General features: G+C 71.8%; 21 protein-coding genes. 3 read left to right on the top strand and 18 right to left on the bottom strand.

Annotated features, from left to right (window positions below; translation table 11 throughout):
• Positions 1–14 precede the first annotated feature (14 nt).
• Entirely contained in the window at positions 15–2,174 is a 2,160-nt protein-coding gene (locus tag ABTZ03_RS31030; RefSeq protein WP_350516443.1) for an integrase, read from the top strand.
• A gap of 38 nt (positions 2,175–2,212) precedes the next feature.
• Positions 2,213–2,590, top strand: a complete 378-nt coding sequence (locus tag ABTZ03_RS31025; protein ID WP_350516442.1) for a hypothetical protein — start codon at positions 2,213–2,215, stop codon at positions 2,588–2,590.
• Positions 2,591–2,813: 223 nt separating this feature from the next.
• Here the strand turns inward: ABTZ03_RS31025 and ABTZ03_RS31020 are convergent, their stop codons facing one another.
• The 9 genes from ABTZ03_RS31020 to ABTZ03_RS30980 all read right to left on the bottom strand — a co-directional run bounded on the left by ABTZ03_RS31020 (position 2,814) and on the right by ABTZ03_RS30980 (position 8,219).
• Positions 2,814–3,068, bottom strand: coding sequence for a hypothetical protein (locus tag ABTZ03_RS31020; RefSeq protein WP_350516441.1), 255 nt, complete (start codon positions 3,066–3,068; stop codon positions 2,814–2,816).
• Between the two features lie 59 nt (positions 3,069–3,127).
• On the bottom strand, positions 3,128–3,538 hold the full coding sequence (locus ABTZ03_RS31015; RefSeq protein WP_350516440.1) for an MVB12 family protein: 411 nt from the start codon (positions 3,536–3,538) through the stop codon (positions 3,128–3,130).
• 78 nt (positions 3,539–3,616) lie between these two features.
• Entirely contained in the window at positions 3,617–4,879 is a 1,263-nt protein-coding gene (locus tag ABTZ03_RS31010) for a hypothetical protein (protein WP_350516439.1), read from the bottom strand.
• Between the two features lie 548 nt (positions 4,880–5,427).
• Complete coding sequence (locus ABTZ03_RS31005; RefSeq protein WP_350516438.1) at positions 5,428–5,556, bottom strand: hypothetical protein; 129 nt, start codon at positions 5,554–5,556, stop codon at positions 5,428–5,430.
• Between the two features lie 70 nt (positions 5,557–5,626).
• Complete coding sequence (locus tag ABTZ03_RS31000) at positions 5,627–6,412, bottom strand: hypothetical protein (protein WP_350516437.1); 786 nt, start codon at positions 6,410–6,412, stop codon at positions 5,627–5,629.
• Between the two features lie 40 nt (positions 6,413–6,452).
• On the bottom strand, positions 6,453–6,791 hold the full coding sequence (locus ABTZ03_RS30995; protein ID WP_350516436.1) for a hypothetical protein: 339 nt from the start codon (positions 6,789–6,791) through the stop codon (positions 6,453–6,455).
• A gap of 118 nt (positions 6,792–6,909) precedes the next feature.
• Positions 6,910–7,455, bottom strand: a complete 546-nt coding sequence (locus ABTZ03_RS30990; protein ID WP_350516435.1) for an AAA family ATPase — start codon at positions 7,453–7,455, stop codon at positions 6,910–6,912.
• 33 nt (positions 7,456–7,488) lie between these two features.
• The gene (locus ABTZ03_RS30985) at positions 7,489–7,944 is read right to left on the bottom strand and encodes a Pycsar system effector family protein (RefSeq protein WP_350516434.1); all 456 of its coding nucleotides are present in this window, start codon (positions 7,942–7,944) and stop codon (positions 7,489–7,491) included.
• 134 nt (positions 7,945–8,078) lie between these two features.
• Positions 8,079–8,219, bottom strand: a complete 141-nt coding sequence (locus ABTZ03_RS30980; protein WP_350516433.1) for a hypothetical protein — start codon at positions 8,217–8,219, stop codon at positions 8,079–8,081.
• A 211-nt stretch (positions 8,220–8,430) separates the two neighbouring features.
• On the opposite strand from ABTZ03_RS30980, the gene ABTZ03_RS30975 reads away from it, so the two are divergent.
• Entirely contained in the window at positions 8,431–8,943 is a 513-nt protein-coding gene (locus ABTZ03_RS30975; RefSeq protein WP_350516432.1) for an SMI1/KNR4 family protein, read from the top strand.
• Positions 8,944–9,236: 293 nt separating this feature from the next.
• Here the strand turns inward: ABTZ03_RS30975 and ABTZ03_RS30970 are convergent, their stop codons facing one another.
• The 9 genes from ABTZ03_RS30970 to ABTZ03_RS30930 form a co-directional block, all read right to left on the bottom strand.
• A complete protein-coding gene (locus ABTZ03_RS30970; protein ID WP_350516431.1) occupies positions 9,237–9,614 on the bottom strand; it encodes a hypothetical protein in 378 nt (125 codons plus the stop codon).
• 221 nt (positions 9,615–9,835) lie between these two features.
• Positions 9,836–10,699 (bottom strand): endonuclease/exonuclease/phosphatase family protein, encoded by an 864-nt coding sequence (locus tag ABTZ03_RS30965; RefSeq protein ID WP_350516430.1) that lies wholly within the window; start codon positions 10,697–10,699, stop codon positions 9,836–9,838.
• A 91-nt stretch (positions 10,700–10,790) separates the two neighbouring features.
• Positions 10,791–11,660 (bottom strand): ASCH domain-containing protein, encoded by an 870-nt coding sequence (locus ABTZ03_RS30960; RefSeq protein ID WP_350516429.1) that lies wholly within the window; start codon positions 11,658–11,660, stop codon positions 10,791–10,793.
• Between the two features lie 94 nt (positions 11,661–11,754).
• Entirely contained in the window at positions 11,755–12,210 is a 456-nt protein-coding gene (locus ABTZ03_RS30955) for a hypothetical protein (protein ID WP_350516428.1), read from the bottom strand.
• Positions 12,207–12,488, bottom strand: coding sequence for a hypothetical protein (locus ABTZ03_RS30950; protein ID WP_350516427.1), 282 nt, complete (start codon positions 12,486–12,488; stop codon positions 12,207–12,209). Before ABTZ03_RS30950 ends, ABTZ03_RS30955 begins: the two co-directional genes overlap by 4 nt.
• 83 nt (positions 12,489–12,571) lie before the next feature.
• Positions 12,572–13,159 carry a hypothetical protein gene (locus tag ABTZ03_RS30945; RefSeq protein ID WP_350516426.1) on the bottom strand — a complete coding sequence of 196 codons (588 nt, stop codon included), beginning with the start codon at positions 13,157–13,159 and terminating at the stop codon, positions 12,572–12,574.
• Positions 13,160–13,173: 14 nt separating this feature from the next.
• Positions 13,174–13,782: a hypothetical protein gene (locus ABTZ03_RS30940; protein WP_350516425.1), complete on the bottom strand. Its 609-nt coding sequence runs from the start codon at positions 13,780–13,782 to the stop codon at positions 13,174–13,176.
• Between the two features lie 62 nt (positions 13,783–13,844).
• Positions 13,845–14,249 carry a hypothetical protein gene (locus tag ABTZ03_RS30935; RefSeq protein ID WP_350516424.1) on the bottom strand — a complete coding sequence of 135 codons (405 nt, stop codon included), beginning with the start codon at positions 14,247–14,249 and terminating at the stop codon, positions 13,845–13,847.
• A gap of 165 nt (positions 14,250–14,414) precedes the next feature.
• Complete coding sequence (locus tag ABTZ03_RS30930) at positions 14,415–14,813, bottom strand: hypothetical protein (protein ID WP_350516423.1); 399 nt, start codon at positions 14,811–14,813, stop codon at positions 14,415–14,417.
• Positions 14,814–14,898: the final 85 nt, after the last annotated feature.

Here is a 14,898-nt window from a genome sequence, read left to right as displayed (position 1 = left end):
CCCTCACGCCCGTCGTGCCCGGTCACCTTCTCGCGCCCGAGCACGCGCACCTCAACGCCGCCTACCGGGATCCGGTGTGGTCGCTGGCACCGCTGATCGCTAACCCGGGCGAGAGCCTGCGCTCGGTCACCTGGAGCCAGTTCCCCGCCGGCCTGCGCGAGGAGCTCCGGCTGCTGGCATGGACGCTGATCAACGGCGAGTTGCGGCCGACCTTCGTGAAGCAGCGCGGAATCAAGATGCGCACCCGCCTCTCGCCTCCGATCGTGCGTGAGACCCTCGGCCACTGGAAGCGCTTCGCGGCCTGGCTCGACGGCCGCGGCATCCGCTCGCTGGCCGCCTGTGACCAGCATGTCCTCCACGACTACGGCCTCCACCTGCGTGATACCGCGCCGTCGCGCAAGGGCGCGCACCGGCCGCTCACCGCGCTGATCCGGTTGTGGGCGTTCGACGGACTGGGCGCGCGCCCGGCCGGCGTCGCCCGCCCGCCGTGGGACGAGTTCGGCGTCGACGACTACCTGCCGCCCGCCACCGCCCTGGGCGGGGAGAACTCCCGCGAGCCGCTCTCCGCGCAGACCATGGGCCCTCTGCTCGTCTGGGCCATCCGCCTGGTCGAGGACCTCGCCGGCGACATCCTGGCCGCCTGGCAGGAGAGCGAGCGCCTGCGGCGCACCGCCCGCACGAACGTGGCCACCGAGGCCGGCCAGGCGGCCCTGCGCGCCTTCTTCGAGCCGCTGCTGGCCGCAGGCCTGCCACTGCCCGCCAACGAGGAGAACGGGGCGGTGCGTCTGGCCCGCGACTACGTCCTCGCCCGCACCGGTGCCGGCGTGAAGCAGCTCAACGCCATGAACAAGACCCACGACCTCACCGGCGTCGCCTCCCGCAACCCCGGTCCGTGTCCCCTGGACACCCCGGTGACCGGCCGCATCGCCGGACGGCCCTGGCGCGAGCACATGGACCACACCGAGACCATCACCCTGATGCGCCACCTGGGCACCGCCGCGTTCATCGTCTGCGCCTACCTGACCGGCATGCGCCCCCAGGAAGTCCTGGCCCTGCGCTCCGGCTGCTGCCCCGACCCCGCCGACCGCCCGGACGGCGCCGCCGGCCCGCACCTGCTCCACGTCGAGGACGACCCCGATACGGACGACGACCCCGACAACCGCGACAGCGAGGACGAGGCCGGGGAGGGCGCACACCTGATCAGGGGCGTGCACTTCAAGTCCGCCACCGACGACGACGGCAACCACGCCCCCGCAGGCCGGATCCGCACCGTGCCCTGGGTGGCGATCGCGCCCGTCGTGAACGCCGTCCGCGTCCTGGAGCAGATCACGCCCGACGGCGAACTGCTCTTCGACCGCAACGTCCACGACTTCGCGTGCCGGCGCGCCGGCACCGGGGCCCTCAAGCACCACAGCATGCGCACCCGGATCGAGCAGTTCATCACCTGGTGCAACACCGAGGCCGCTCGCCACGGCCTCCCCGAGCAGGCCATCGCCCCCGACCCGGCGGGCAAGGTCGGTCTCGCCCGTTTCCGCCGCACCCTCGCCTGGCACATCGCCCGCCGCCCCGGCGGCCTGGTCGCCCTCGCCATTCAGTACGGCCATCTGCGTACCGCCCTCGACACCGAGACCTCCGGCCGCTACGGCAACCGCGCCCGCGGTGGCATCCACGGTCTCATCGACGTCGAAACGGCCCTGAGCGTGGCCGAGACCGCCGCCGACCTCCACGAGCACTTCAGCGCCGGCGGCGGCGTCTCCGGACCGGCCGCCCGCCGTGCGCTCCTCCAGGCCGCGACCGCGCCCCGCTTCGAAGGGCGGCGGATCACCGCCCGCTTCGCCCGCACCTTCCTGGCCCGCGACGGCGCCGTCCTCTACGACAACCCGCACGCCCTGCTGCTGTGCCTCTACCGGCACGACAACGCCCTGTGTGCCCGCGACGGCGTGCGGAACGTGCCCGCCCTCGACCGGTGCGTTCCCGGCTGCGGCAACACCGTGCGCACCGACCACCACGCCGAGCGGCTACGCGACCGCGCCGACCGGCTCGACCGGCAGGCCCCGCACACCCCCGCCCCCGTCGCCGAACGCCTGCGGGCCAACGCCAGCCGGCTCCGGACCCTGGCCGACGACCACGACCGCGCCCGCATCACCACCGAGCCGGAGACGACGCCTCGATGACCCCCGCCCGTGACGAACGCACGCGCATCCTCGCCGCGATGGACCGCATCCTCACCGGTATCCCAGAGCACTCGAACGGCGCGCTGACGATCGTCGCGCTCGCCCAGGAAGCCGGAGTGCCCCGCAACGCCCTGACCCAGCGCCACCTCGACCTGAAGGACGCCTTCTACGCCAAGGTCCGCCAGCACGGCCACGTACCCGACAGCGAAGCCCGGCTGAAGCGCCGACTCGCCAAGCTCAAGGAGCTACGCGCCAAGGACACCGAGGAGCTCGCTCACCTGCGGGCAGACGTCCAGGCTCTCGTCCAGGTCGTCAACCAGCTGACCCTGGAGAACCTGCGACTGCGAGAAGCCCTCGCCCGGCCCGCGGGCACGGTCACAGCGCTACCCCTTCGCCCAGGAAGAAGCCTCACCTGACGGGGTGGTTCGCCGGTCTGCGCAGGCCGACCCGCACGGCGGCTCCTTCTACAGGCTGATGCGGCTACTCAGGTCGGCGACGGCATCCGGGAAGGCATCGCGCTGGCAACGATCGCCCACCGCGGGGCGGCACGCAGGTCGGCAAGGACACGCGGAGGGTCGGCACGTCGGCTTCCCAGCCGACGCCCTGCACAGCGAACTTGCACGAAGCCAGCACGCCGGGTCAGCTCTTCCGGCCCAGGCCGGCCTCGGTGCCGATCATCAGGACCGGGCGCTCGATCAGTGCCTTGATCCCGTCGCGGATCGAGCGGGCGGCCTCGATGCCCTGGCTGGCCGGGTTCTCCAGCTTCCGGTCCAGGTACTTCTTGCCGGGGAGGTAGGGGTAGGCACCGCCGCAGCCCATCGTGAGCACGTAGTCGGCGCACAAGCAGCCCTGCGGCCACAGCAGCAGAACGACAGCCGTGGGTGCCCCGTCCACTGGTCCGGGGCACCCACATGTTCCAGGCCGACCGTGCCGACACGCGGCTCGGGAACTGGTCAGGCGGTCTTGAAGATGAGGTTGAGTGCTTCCCCGCCGGGGACGGAGATGTTGAGGTTGAGGTCGACCTTGTGGAAGCCCTGGGGCAGCGGATCTCCCACCTTGATCACGTCGATGTCGGTGATCGCCTTGGAACCCTCCTCGGTCTCCTTCGTGTAAGCGAGGTAGAAGGGGATGGCGTCATGGACGCCGTCGTTGAGGTTCTTCTTGAGCACGGTGTAGTACGTGGACTTCTGCGCCCACGCCAGGTGGAAGACCAGGTTGGTCAGGGCGGAGCCGAGCCCGTGCTCATAGGCCAGGTACAGGGCCTTGCCCTTGCTGTTGATGTTCCTGTCGATCAACTTGTAGGTGCCGGGGACCTCGTCCTTGTCGGAGAAGGTCGCGAGCGCGGTGATTCCTTCGATGGCCATGGGTGTGCTCCTTGGGTCTGGGGTCAGATGGGTCACCGGCACATGCCCTGGGCGGGCTGCCCCGGTCGCGGTAGGCCGTCAGGTGACGGCAAGGTGGACGGCGAGGTTCAGGTCGGGGCGCGAGTGGGAGGTGACGGAGACGGTGAACTTGCCCTTGGTGCCACCGGCGGTCACCACGGACGCGCTCGCCACACCCTGGTCGTCGGTACGGGACTCGTCGACGGTTCCCCCGGCATGGAACCGTGATCCGGTAGAACCGGTGATGGTGAAAGTGATCGGCAGATCGGTGACAGGCCGCCCATGGTCGGTGACGACGACATCGAGCTTGCGGGCGAAATCGGTGTCCTGCGAGGCCTCCTGCCCTTCGGCCTTCTTGTCCACCAACTCGACGGACTGCGACGGCTGCGGTGGCGCCTGCAGGACCACAAGATTGTGTTCAAACTCCGCGGCGATGGCGGTGACCTTCACGCCCTTCAGCCGATCGGGCACCGCCCCCTCGCCGTCGGTGTTCTTACCCCAGGCGTCGAGAGTCCCGTCCTGCTTGATCACCAGATTCTGGTAACCCCCCGCGGCGATGGCGGTGACCTTCACGCCCTTCAGCCGATCGGGCACCGCCCCCTCGCCGTCCGTGTTCTCACCCCACGCGTCGAGAGTCCCGTCCTGCTTGATCACCAGACAATGCGAACCCACTATGGCAATGGCGGTGACCTTCACGCCCTTCAGCCGTTCCGGCACCTTCAGCCCATCCTCACCCACCCGGTCGCCATAGCCCCAGAGGTCGAGAGTGCCGTCCTGTTTGATCACCAGATTGCAGTAACCCGCTGGAGCGACGGCGGTGACCTTCACCTCTTTGAGTCGCTGCGGCACAAAACCCTCGCCGTAATTGTTACTGCCCCAGGCGTCGAGAGTCCCGTCCTGCTTGATCACCACATTGTGGGAATTCTCTGCGGCGATAGCGGTGACCTTCACACCCTTCAGTCGATCGGGCACCGACCCCCGACCGTCCTTGTCGGAACCCCAGGCGTCGAGAGTCCCGTCCTGCTTGAGCACCACATTGTAGGAATTCCCTGCGGCGATAGCGGCGACCTTCACACCCTTCAACCGATCCGGCACCGACCCCTCGCCGTTGGTGTTACTGCCCCAGGCATCGAGGGTTCCGTCCTGCTTGATCACCAGATTGTGGCTCTGGGCAACGGCGATAGCAGTCACCTTCACCCCCTTCAGCCGATCGGGCACCGACGCCAGACCGTTCGCGTCCTCGCCCCAGGCATCGAGAGTGCCACCCCCCTCAAACAGGGCCACTCCTGACACCGGAACGTCCCGCGCATCGGACACGACCATTCCGCCAACTCCTCAGCAGACAGAGTGCGCATACGCACCAGTTACCGCTTCACACTCCCCAAGGAAAAACCTTTGCTATCCGTTCGCGGCATCGATTCGCTCGGGCAGGCGAGCGCCTGGCCGAACTGCAACCAGGCCCCAGGCCACATGGACCTGCCTTCTCACGAGGGCTGGACAATCGGCAGGTTTATACCAGAGGTCACCACCGAGCACCGCTAGCATCCGCAAGTGCCGAACCGACAGATGCCGCAGAACGCCGCCGGCGAGCTCAGCGCCACCTCAGGCACCGTGTCGAGATCGCCCTCCACTGGTCGGGCTGGCTCATGAGACACCGCCGCCTGGCCCTCAGCTACGCCCCCACCGCTCTGAAGCCATGGTCCACGTGGCGGTGATCGGTCTCACGGCCCAACTACCTCAACACGCTAACTTGACAGGGAAGGCGAGTGTTCCGTCCAGGTCGAAGCCGACGGCCTGCGAGGCGGGGCTGTCCGGGCGAGGGGCGATGACGGTGCGGTTCATGCGGTCCTCCGTCGGGCGTGGGGCTGGGTCTACAGGAAGGTGAGCTGGTTCTCGTCAGGCTCGGGGCGTCGTCCTGGGGGAGTGCCTGGGCGCAGCCGCTGGTCGGGGTCGGCAGTGAAGAGGCCGCGGCGGCCGGCCTGGGCAGGGATGGTGGTCATCTGCGGTGTCTCCTTCGACGGGTCGGCCCGGCTCGCGGGGTGCGGGCCGGGCCGGTGGGTTGGCGGTTGGTCAGGCGCGGGAGGCCGGTGCGGGGGTCCGGGCCGTCGTGGGAGCGGTCGGCTGCAGCAGGGCGGCGGCGTGGGCTTCGGCCTTCTGGTCGGCGTTGTCCTCGTCGGCCCGGCCCTCGTCGGAGGCCGGGGTGGTGCACAGCTCGGCGATGGCGAGGTTCTGGCCGAGGGCGGTCCACGGGTCGCCGTCCTCGGTCTCGTCGGCGAGCTGCCCCGTGGCGGCGGCCGGGCCGTCCAGGAGCGCGACGAGGTCGCCGATGCTGCGGACCTCGAGCGGTCGCTCCTCGCCCTGGACGAACAGGTAGGAGCGGTTGGTGTACCCGTGGTCGGCGGGAGAGGGGACGCACAGCAGGTGCGCGCCGCCGGGCAGCTCGCACGTCGCGGTGCCGTCGGACGCGCCGACCCAGTTGGCGGCCTCGGTGAGACTGCCGGAGGAGCGGTCGAGGGCGTGGGCGCCGGCGGCGGCACGCTCGGCGGCGTCGGCGGCGACCTCGACGGCGAGCTGCTCCCGGGTCGGGGCCGGTCCGGCGTCGGCGGCGGGGCTGTAGGTGGGCTGAATGCCGAGGCAGCGGCGCAGCGGGGTGCGGAGCTGGAGGGTGGCCTGGTCGGTGAGGCAGGCGGCGAGGCCTGCGGCGGCCGCGGCGAGGGTGAGGCGGGTCTCGGTGGGGCGGCCGGTGAGGGCGCGGTAGGTGGTGAGGCCGGCGGTTGCGGCGGCGGTGACGGTGACGATGTTGTCGGCGGCGTCGAGGGCGGCGCGCAGGGTGCGGGTGCGGGCGGTCTCGGTCATCGGGGTGTCCTTCCGGTTGATGGCACGGGGTGGCGGGTGGTCAGTTCCAGGCGCCGGTGGGGTCGTCGCTGAACGCCTCGGCGACGGGCAGCTCCGGGGCGGGGGTGGTGGGCTGGTGGTTGAGGAGGGCGAGGAGCAGGTCGGCGACGGAGAGGATGCCGACGCGGATCCACGGCTGGGGGCAGCAGCCGTGGAGGCCGTCGGTGCCGGGGTGGATCGGGGTGCGGCCGCGGTGGTCCTGGTCGCAGGTCGGCGCGATGGTGGGCAGGCCGTCGAGCTGGGCCAGGCGCCAGGTTCTGGGCAGCGGCCGATCGGCGTACCGCTCGATCTCCCGTTGGGCGGCGGCACGCAGGGCGGTCAGGTCGGGGTGGGAGGTCATCGCGGGTGGCTCCGTTGCTCGCGGTGGGCGGTGCCGGCCGGGCGGCCGCGCCGCGCACCGGAGTGCCCCGGCCACCGGCGGGGGTGCCGAGGTCGGGGCGCGGGGCCGGTGTGCAGCGTCAGCGTCCGGAGCAGCTGACCGCCGGGCAGAGACGCACCTCGTCGAAGCCTTCGCTGGCCAGGCCGGGGAGGGCTTCGACGGCGAGCTGGTGCTGCCAGCGCAGCACGTCGTCCGGCACCCGCCGGTTCGCCGGCCTTTGCGAGTTGCGGCGCAGGCAGACGTCGAGTGGCGTGGTCATCACGATCGCCAGGAGTGGCCGGTCGTGGCGGCGGGCCCGCTCGATCAGCCGCGCCCTCACGGCCTGTTCCACGTTGGTGGAGTCGCAGACCACCGTGCGGCCTCGGAGCAGTCGGCCTTCGAGGACCAGGTCGTGGATCTGGACCGCCTCGGCCGTGGCGCCCTGGTCTCCGCTGTCGCCTCCGGTCACCAGGGCCCGCAGGTCGTCGAGCGAGACGACCTGCCTGGAGGGAACGGCCCGGGTGTAGGTCGTCTTCCCCGCGCCCGCCGGCCCGATCAGCGCCACCAAGGTCCCCCGGGCGATCGGGGCGTGGGCAGCGATCATCGCGTGGTCGCGGGGGGGCATGCGGTCTCGCCAGTCGGCCATGCCGGTTCCTTCCGGTTCGGGGTGGTGGGTGGTTCAGGCCGCGGCGGACAGCACCGCTGCGGCGGAGATGGTGAGGACGGCGACGACGCTGAGCCGGGCCGCCCAGATCAGCAGGCGCATCTTGCGCTCGCACAGCACGGACAGCTCGTGCAGGCGGCGGGGGCGGACGTCCACGGCGAGGGCCTGGAGCAGCTCGGCCGGGTCGCAGGCGGCCCAGCGGGAGAAGCCGTTGGACTTGGCGGGGTCCAGGCGCGGCTTGACGACGAGGACGGCCAGGACGGCGGCCGCGACCATCGCGACAGCGCCGACGGCGACCAGGGCGAGCGCGTAGCCGGGGGCCTTGCCGAGCGAGGCGACGGCGGCAACGAGTACGCCGTCGAGGCCCAGGACCAGCGAGGCCTTGCTGTCCGTGCGCGAGATCTCGTTGGCGACTGCGGCGAGTTCGCGGTCGAGGGCCTGGTCGGTCGCGGTGGTAGTGGTGGTGTCCATCTCGGGTGTTCCCTCCTTGGTCGGTGTCGGCCGGGCGGCCGCGCCGCTCACCGCTACGCCCGTCGTCCCGGCCTGGCTGGCGCGGGGCGGCGGGCGCGGCGGTGGGCAGCGTCAACGTCCGGGCGGCCGGGAGGTCAGTCGTCCTGCTCGCCGGGGGAGGGGCGGGTGCGGGGGTCGTGCCAGCACAGGCGGGTGTGGCCGATGGCTCCGGCGACGTAGCCGGTGCTCATCAGCGAGCCGGACCGGTTGATCCGGTAGCGCAGTTCGTTGAGCATGTGGGCCATCTCCTCCGGGTCGGTGAGGTCGACGGTGCCGGGGAGGGGGTTCGACGACGTCGCGGCCGACGTGCCGGTAGGTCAGGGTGACGCTCGCGCCGAGGTCCTGGAGGAGTCGGCCGGTCTCGCGGCCTACGGCCACGCTGCTTTTCCGGACTAAGAAGTGATCTTGTAGCTGAGGTCCGTGCGGCCGACCCGTAGGCTGCGCTTCGTGAACCGGTTCGATGAGGTCGTGGCGATGTTCTGGAACGGCGGCGACTTCGGCGTCCAAGAGCCTCTGACGGACGAGATGGTGCAGGAGGCCGAGCGTGAGCTCGGTGTGACACTGCCGCTGGCGCTGCTTGACCTCCTTCGGGTTCAGAACGGCGGCGTTGTGGCGGATGATCACGACGCGTTTCCCGCCAATCAGCCGACCTCGTGGAGCGAAGACCACGTGCCCTTCGACCACCTGATGGGCATCGGGCGCGACGAGGGGGCTACCTCGTTGCTCGACACTCCGTACCTGGTTGAGGAGTGGGGCCTGCCGACGCCGCTCGTGCTGCTCTCTGGCGACGGGCATTGCTGGATTGGGCTCGACTACCGCATGTGCGGACGGGACGGCGAGCCGTCGGTCACCTGGTTCGAGACTGACCTCAATGCAGAGCTTGTCCTGGCTGACGACTTCTGCTCGTTCGTCGAAGGCCTCACTTCCAGCAGCTCCTATGAGGACAGTTCGGCTGGGTAATGGCAGTGCCTTCGGAGCCGATGAAGTGATCACGAGCTGGCCGACCCGAGCACGCGGGGTAAGTGGACGTGGAGGTCTGACCGCCGAAGACGTCGTCGCGCCTGGTCGCTGGCAGCGGGGGTCGTCGGGGGCCAGCACAGCTCCAGCGGCGGTCCCTCGATTTCTTGGCTGCGGCGAGTTGTCGGCGGAGGTCCGCGATGGCGATGTTGTCGGCGGTGTCGAGGGCGGCGCGGATCGCACGGGTGCGCAGGGTTTCGGTCATCGGGCTTTCCTCTTCGGTTGGCGGCGAGCGGTCAGGGCGTGGGGCGGCGTGCGGTGGTGAGGAAGTCGGTGGTGGAGGTTCCGGAGGTACGGGTGGCCAGCGCGGCCGCGAGCCGGTCACTCGGCCGCAGGTTGGTGCCGAGGTGGGTGCGGGCGGCAGTCATGGCGTCGTCGGCGGTGGCATGAAAGCCGTGTTCGGCGACGGCGAGATCGACGGCGGCCAGGGCGATGAGGTCGTCGCGGTCGGGCCCGGCCAGACTGACGGCGGCCAACTGGTCGAAGGCGGCCTTCCACCCCCTGTCGGCTCGCTTGCGGGCGGTGGTGGCGCCAGGCGTGGTGGTCCCGGCCCGGCCGAGGCCTGCGATCCAGTACCGGACGGGCACCTCGACGAGGGCCTCGGCGAACAGCACCTCGAGCCGAATGAAGCCAGCCGTATCCGGACGGAACACCGGGCGCCGAGGCCGCTATTACCGGGTAATAGCTGTCCGCAGCTCTGCCCTGATGCTGGCGAACCACATGGTCGGACGACTGGTCTCTATTACCGGGAAATAGAGGAGGCCCACACCCCCTGCCAGGGGGTGTGGGCCTTCGTCATCCGGGGCCGGAGTAAGCGGCTGGCACAGCCGGCTGGTCAGCGGTAGGTCCAGGCCTGGGTGGTGTCGATCAGGTCAGTGTCGAAGGCGACGGCCAGGCCGTGGTGGTCGCTGGCTTCGGACGGGGTGTCGAGCAGGGTGTAGGAGGCGACGGCCGGGGCGAGCGGCGTGGAGACCCACAGTTGGTCGACGCGGTCGTCGGTACCGGTGCGGCGGAGCAGGGTGTCGTCGCCTGTCTGCTGGTACAGGTGCCAGGCGGTGTCGATGAGGCCGTTGGCGGCCAGCTTCCAGGCGACCCGTCGGTCCGGCACTGGGGCGGTCCGCTGGTGAACTGCCGGGTCGGTGAGAGCGGCGCGGGCACCACGGTTGTACGGGCGCATGCGGTCCCAGGCCGGGTCGGGTCCGGCGGCGGGTGCGTAGTTGATGTCGCCGGCGAGGATGCAGTAGGGGCCGTGCCGGTAGGCGCGGGTGGCGGCGAAGTCGGCTTCGGCGATGGCCTTGTCCGCGCTGTACGGGGTGAGGTGCACGCTGGCGACGGCGAGCGGTGCGGGCAGGCCGGGGATGGTGAAGCCGGCGACGCCGAAGCCGTGGTGCATCTCTGTGTCGGTGTAGTCGGTGTTCCAGGCGATGCGCCGGCCGAGGGTTTCGCGCCGGTAGAGCAGGGCGGTTCCGCGGCCGGAACGGGAGGGGGCGAGGAGTCCGTCCATGCCGAGGTCGTGCTCGGCGCGGACGAGTTGGCGGTGGCCGGCATCAGCCCACCCCTCGGCTTCCTGGAGCAGGACCAGGTCCGGGTCAACGGTGATGATGCGCTTGGCAAGCAGCGGCCATCGGTCTTCGCGGCCGCCGTCCGCGTCGAACAGGCCACCTCGCTGGAGGTTCTGGACGGCGATGGTCAGGATCACGGTTCTCCCTTTCGTCGTGCAGTGCGGTGGTGCCGGGTAGAGGGCACCCGCCCGGCGTCGACCGGGCGGGTGCGGGCCAGGACCGGGCGGATCAGCGGTGCGCCAGGGCGGGTAGGACGGCGGCCTGGTGGCGGTGGAGCATGGCGTGCTGGCCGGGGTCGAGTCGCCAGAGGCCGAGGCGGCCGGCGGCGGGGATCGGGGCGGCGAGGGCCTGGACGTCGGCGAGGGTCCAGTGCCACAGGCCGGGCAGGCCCCAGGGTTGGCAGCAGCCGGTGTCGCGGTGGCAGTCGGTGATGCGGGCGGTGGCGACCAGGGCGCCGGTCGTCAGCGCGGGGGCTCCGGGGCGGGCGAGGACGGCGCGGACGAGCGGGTCGGCCTGGCCGTCGCGGGCAAGAGCGCGGGCGGTGTGCAGGACGACCGGGCCGCGGTGCCGGGTCGGCCAGGACCGGTTCTCGATCGCTTTGTCCCCGGCGAGGATCGCGGCCAGCCAGGGCTGGCGGATCGTCAGCGCGGGGACGTCGGCAGCGGGCTGCGTCACCGGTCCGGGCAGTTCGCCGATGCGGCGCAGCGCTTCGGGCAGGGCGGTGTCCCAGTCGCCTTCGAAGCACAGGCCGCGGTCGTCGATGTAGATGCCGGCGCCGAGCTTCTTGTTGGTGACGAGCAGGGTGCCGTGCTGGAGCCAGTAGGCGCGGTCGGGGTCGTTGTCCACGGTCGCCGGGCGGCTGACGTGCTGCTCCAGCCAGCGTGCGATGGCGGGGTGGTAGCGGCGGTGGCGGGCGGTGACGATGAAGACCGCCCGCAGCTTCATGAGGGTGTGCAGCGCTTCGATGGCGCCGGGCAGGGGCTGGCCGTAGATGCGGCCGTTTCGCCAGCCCTTGTCGTGGCGGACGACGGTCTGGTCGAAGTCGACGCCGATGGCGTGGCTGGCGGGGGAGTTCGGGTCGAGTAGGACGACGGTCACGGGTGCTCCTCTGGGTGGGTTGGTCCGGTGGGTGTTGGGTGCGGGGGTCCGGCCGCGCCGCGCCGCGGTGCGGGGCGGCCGGGCCGAGGGGGTGTCAGCAGCCGTAGGGGCCGTAGGCGGCGCAGTTCTCCATGTGTCCGCCGGCGCGGTCGACGGTGGCGAGGAGGTGGTCGAGGGCGGCTTGGTCGCGGCCGTCGCCGAGGTGGTGCCGGCGCAGGGTGTCGGCGTCGAGGGTCCAGTCGGCCCAGGTGCCGGCGGCGTCGGCGAAGCCGCGGGCGGCGTCGGGGGTGCGGAACGCGGCGATCAGGAGGCCGGCGTGGTGGCCGATGCGCCAGCGGCACGGGCCGTCGCGGTCGATGTCGGCGGGGGATTCGTAGAGGTAGAGGCCGGGCGCGCTGTCCAGCTGTTCGGCCTGGACGGTGCGCCGGCCCTCGGTGCAGCGGATCTCGTACGACACGGTGCCCGTCCGGCCCGAGGCGGGCAGGTCGGCGGTGGTCGTGCGGGACGGCGCCGGGGTCGGGGTCGCGTGGATGGGCTGGGCGGTGGTCATGTGGTCCTCCAGTTCTCCGGGGTGGTTTCGCGGGTGGGCGGGGTGCGGCGGGCGATGGCGCGCATGCCGTCGATGCGGTGGGCCTGGCGGGAGAGCCGGGCGGCGAGCGCGGCCAGGTGGTCGGCGTCCTCGGGCCGTACGCCGTAGATGAGGCGGGCGGCGTAGTGGCGGGCGGCTTCGGCGAGCTGGGAGGCGTCCAGGGCGTGGGCCTGGAAGTCGCGGTCGATCTCCGGGTCCGGGTCGCGGGCCTGGAGTCCGTGGCGGTCGGCTTCGTTCAAGGCGGTGAACTCCCCGAATTGGTGGTGGTCGGGTGGTGCGGTCCCGGGCTCCGGACCGGTCGGTGCCCGGGACCGTGCCGGGGTCAGTCGAGGGAGCGCACTGCAGGCGGGAAGGCCTCGGGCAGCGGCGGCAGGAACGGGCACTGGTCGGCGTGGTCGCTGACCTGCTGGCGGACCGCGTAGACGTACATCGCGGCGGCCTGCCCGAGGCCGTGGCGGCAGCCGGTGCAGTGCCACCAGGCCTTGGTCTCGTCGTGGCAGTCGATGCCGGCGGGCCAGGGCTGCTCGCCGATCAGCTCGACCTGGGCACCGCCCCGGTTGAGTTGGCGCATCCAGATGTGGCCGGGGCCGCCGCCGGTCGGGGCGTCGCCGACGTGGACCTGGCCGTGGTCGAGGCGGATGCGGCCGTGGTCGGCGGCCTGCTCCAGGAGCGTCAGCAGGCGGTCGTGGCTGCCGAGGACCTGGCCGCTGGGGACCAGTCGCGTCATCGCGTACAGCTCGCCGACGCTGGTGCGGCGCCGGCCGCGGGCCTCCAGCTGGCCGAGCGCGGCCAGCACGACCGTGTAGGCGTCGTCGCGGCGCAGCAGGTTGTCGAAGGGGTCGGGGGTGAGGTCGGTGAGCATCTTCGCCAGGGTGTCGGCGGTGGCCAGGAGGCGGGTGTCGTTGATCACAGGTGTCTTTCCGTTCAGCGGGTCGTGGTGGTCTGGGTGCGGGTGCTGGGGTGCGGCTGGACCCGGTGGTAAACGTGGGTGGTGCCGGTGGAGGTGGTGTCGGTGATGACGGCCAGCAGGTCGGGGCGGCGGTCGGCGATGGTGGCGAGCTGCCGGTAGATCCAGGCGTCGGTGCGCTGGAGGAGCACGCGGTCGCCGGTGAAGTCCCCGATGTGCAGGTTGAATCCCTGGCCGTGCTGGGCGCGGGCGATGCGGGTGGTGAGGATGCCGGCGGCGGTCTCGTCGCCGGGGCGGCCGGGGATCGGGCCGGGCAGCGCGCGGCACCGGCCGGCGTGCTCGTTGGCCTTCTCCTGGCCGTCCCAGTAGTCGAGGGGGTACGGGGTGGATCGGGAGGGCTTGCTGTCCGTCATGGTCCAGGTGCCGGTGCAGCCGAGGCAGTGGACGCCGTGGGTGCTGGAGTCCTGCCTGTCGGCCAGGTCCCGGGTGTAGAGCAGCACGCGGGCGCCGGCGAGGTTGGCGTAGCGGATCCGGACGGTCACCCCGGCGGGGGTCCAGTGGTCCGGGTCGGGTTCGGCGGGCAGCGCGGGCGCCGGCGGGGCGGGGGAGCGGCGGAGGAGGTGCATGGCGGTGGTGTCCTTCCTGAGGTGGTGGTGTCGGGCGGGGGTGGTCAGAAGGGCGGGGGTGGTCAGAAGGGCGGCTCGTCGCTGTGGAAGCGGGCCGGGGTGGGGCGCCAGGGCAGGCGCCAGGTGGAGAAGGCGGTCATGCAGTCGCAGAACTCCCAGCCGTCTTCGCGGTGCCAGCCGCGGTGGTCCTGGCAGTCGGTGCAGCCGGGCTTGGGGTGGTGCTCGATGAACAGGTCGTACGGGCCGGCCATGACCTCCCAGCGGCCGATCCGCAGGCGGCGGGGCAGCGTGGCCAGGAGAGCGCGTAGCCGCCGGGCGGGGGAGCGGCGGGCCGGGGTGGGCGGTGTGTGGGAGGTGGCGGCGAGGTCGCGCAGGAGCGTGACGGAGGCTTCGAGGTCGGGCGGCAGGGTGGGGTCGGAGCCGAGCAGGTTCAAGGTGGCGGCGTAGACGAGATCGGCCTGGGTCATACGGGTTCTCCTCAACGGGGAGGGACAGGTGTCGGCCGGACGGCTGGCCCCTGTCCCCGGATGCACGTCGCCCGCCGGGCTGGGTGCCGGGCGGGCGGTGCGGGCCGGGGGCGAGGCCGGTCGTGCGGTACCCGGGTCGGATGCCGCAGGGCTCAGTGGGCTCGGTCAGTTGGCGGTGCGGGGGCCGGGCGGCAGGGCGCGGGGCGCGGTGGTCACGGTGGTGGCGAGGAGCTGGACGACGTTGTCGGACAGGCCGGAGAGCGTGGCGGGGATGAGCAGGTCGCGGGTGGCGGTGCGCTCGGCGAGGTGGACGACGGCGGCCAGGACGTGGCCGGTGTCCTCGCGGCGGCCGGCGACGACGGCGTAGGTGCCGACCAGTCCCTCGGCGTTGTTGACGGCGGTTCCGCCGACGCAGGGGCCGGGGACGGTGATGTCGATGCTGCCGGTGTCGTCGGTGAGGACGAGCTGGCGGGGGTAGCGGCCGTTCGTCTCGGTGATGACGCCGTCGACGGTGACGAGGGCGAGGTCGGGGGAGGCGGTGAGGCGGGGCAGGTTGTCGGTCATGGGGGTGGTTCTCCCGTTCGGTCGGGTCTGCGGGGTCGGGGTGACCGGGCAGCCGCGCCGGTCCCGGCGACGCCGGCCACTGGGT

Source organism: Kitasatospora sp. NPDC096077 (assembly GCF_040303245.1).
Taxonomy (GTDB): Bacteria; Actinomycetota; Actinomycetes; order Streptomycetales; family Streptomycetaceae; genus Kitasatospora.
Note: the sequence above shows the minus strand (reverse complement) of the source record. Positions and strands in the feature narration are given on the sequence as shown.

What these genes read in the sequence shown, in the direction of transcription:
- ABTZ03_RS30990 (WP_350516435.1), bottom strand. Translation starts at nt 7,455, where the DNA reads ATGGCCGACTGGCGAGACCGCATGCCCCCCCGCGACCACGCGATGATC.
- ABTZ03_RS30980 (WP_350516433.1), bottom strand. Translation starts at nt 8,219, where the DNA reads ATGCTCAACGAACTGCGCTACCGGATCAACCGGTCCGGCTCGCTGATG.
- ABTZ03_RS31015 (WP_350516440.1), bottom strand. Translation starts at nt 3,538, where the DNA reads ATGGCCATCGAAGGAATCACCGCGCTCGCGACCTTCTCCGACAAGGAC.
- ABTZ03_RS31000 (WP_350516437.1), bottom strand. Translation starts at nt 6,412, where the DNA reads ATGACCGAGACCGCCCGCACCCGCACCCTGCGCGCCGCCCTCGACGCC.
- ABTZ03_RS31025 (WP_350516442.1), top strand. Translation starts at nt 2,213, where the DNA reads ATGGACCGCATCCTCACCGGTATCCCAGAGCACTCGAACGGCGCGCTG.
- ABTZ03_RS31010 (WP_350516439.1), bottom strand. Translation starts at nt 4,879, where the DNA reads ATGGTCGTGTCCGATGCGCGGGACGTTCCGGTGTCAGGAGTGGCCCTG.
- ABTZ03_RS30930 (WP_350516423.1), bottom strand. Translation starts at nt 14,813, where the DNA reads ATGACCGACAACCTGCCCCGCCTCACCGCCTCCCCCGACCTCGCCCTC.
- ABTZ03_RS30935 (WP_350516424.1), bottom strand. Translation starts at nt 14,249, where the DNA reads ATGACCCAGGCCGATCTCGTCTACGCCGCCACCTTGAACCTGCTCGGC.
- ABTZ03_RS30940 (WP_350516425.1), bottom strand. Translation starts at nt 13,782, where the DNA reads ATGCACCTCCTCCGCCGCTCCCCCGCCCCGCCGGCGCCCGCGCTGCCC.
- ABTZ03_RS30955 (WP_350516428.1), bottom strand. Translation starts at nt 12,210, where the DNA reads ATGACCACCGCCCAGCCCATCCACGCGACCCCGACCCCGGCGCCGTCC.
- ABTZ03_RS30985 (WP_350516434.1), bottom strand. Translation starts at nt 7,944, where the DNA reads ATGGACACCACCACTACCACCGCGACCGACCAGGCCCTCGACCGCGAA.
- ABTZ03_RS31005 (WP_350516438.1), bottom strand. Translation starts at nt 5,556, where the DNA reads ATGACCACCATCCCTGCCCAGGCCGGCCGCCGCGGCCTCTTCACTGCC.
- ABTZ03_RS30995 (WP_350516436.1), bottom strand. Translation starts at nt 6,791, where the DNA reads ATGACCTCCCACCCCGACCTGACCGCCCTGCGTGCCGCCGCCCAACGG.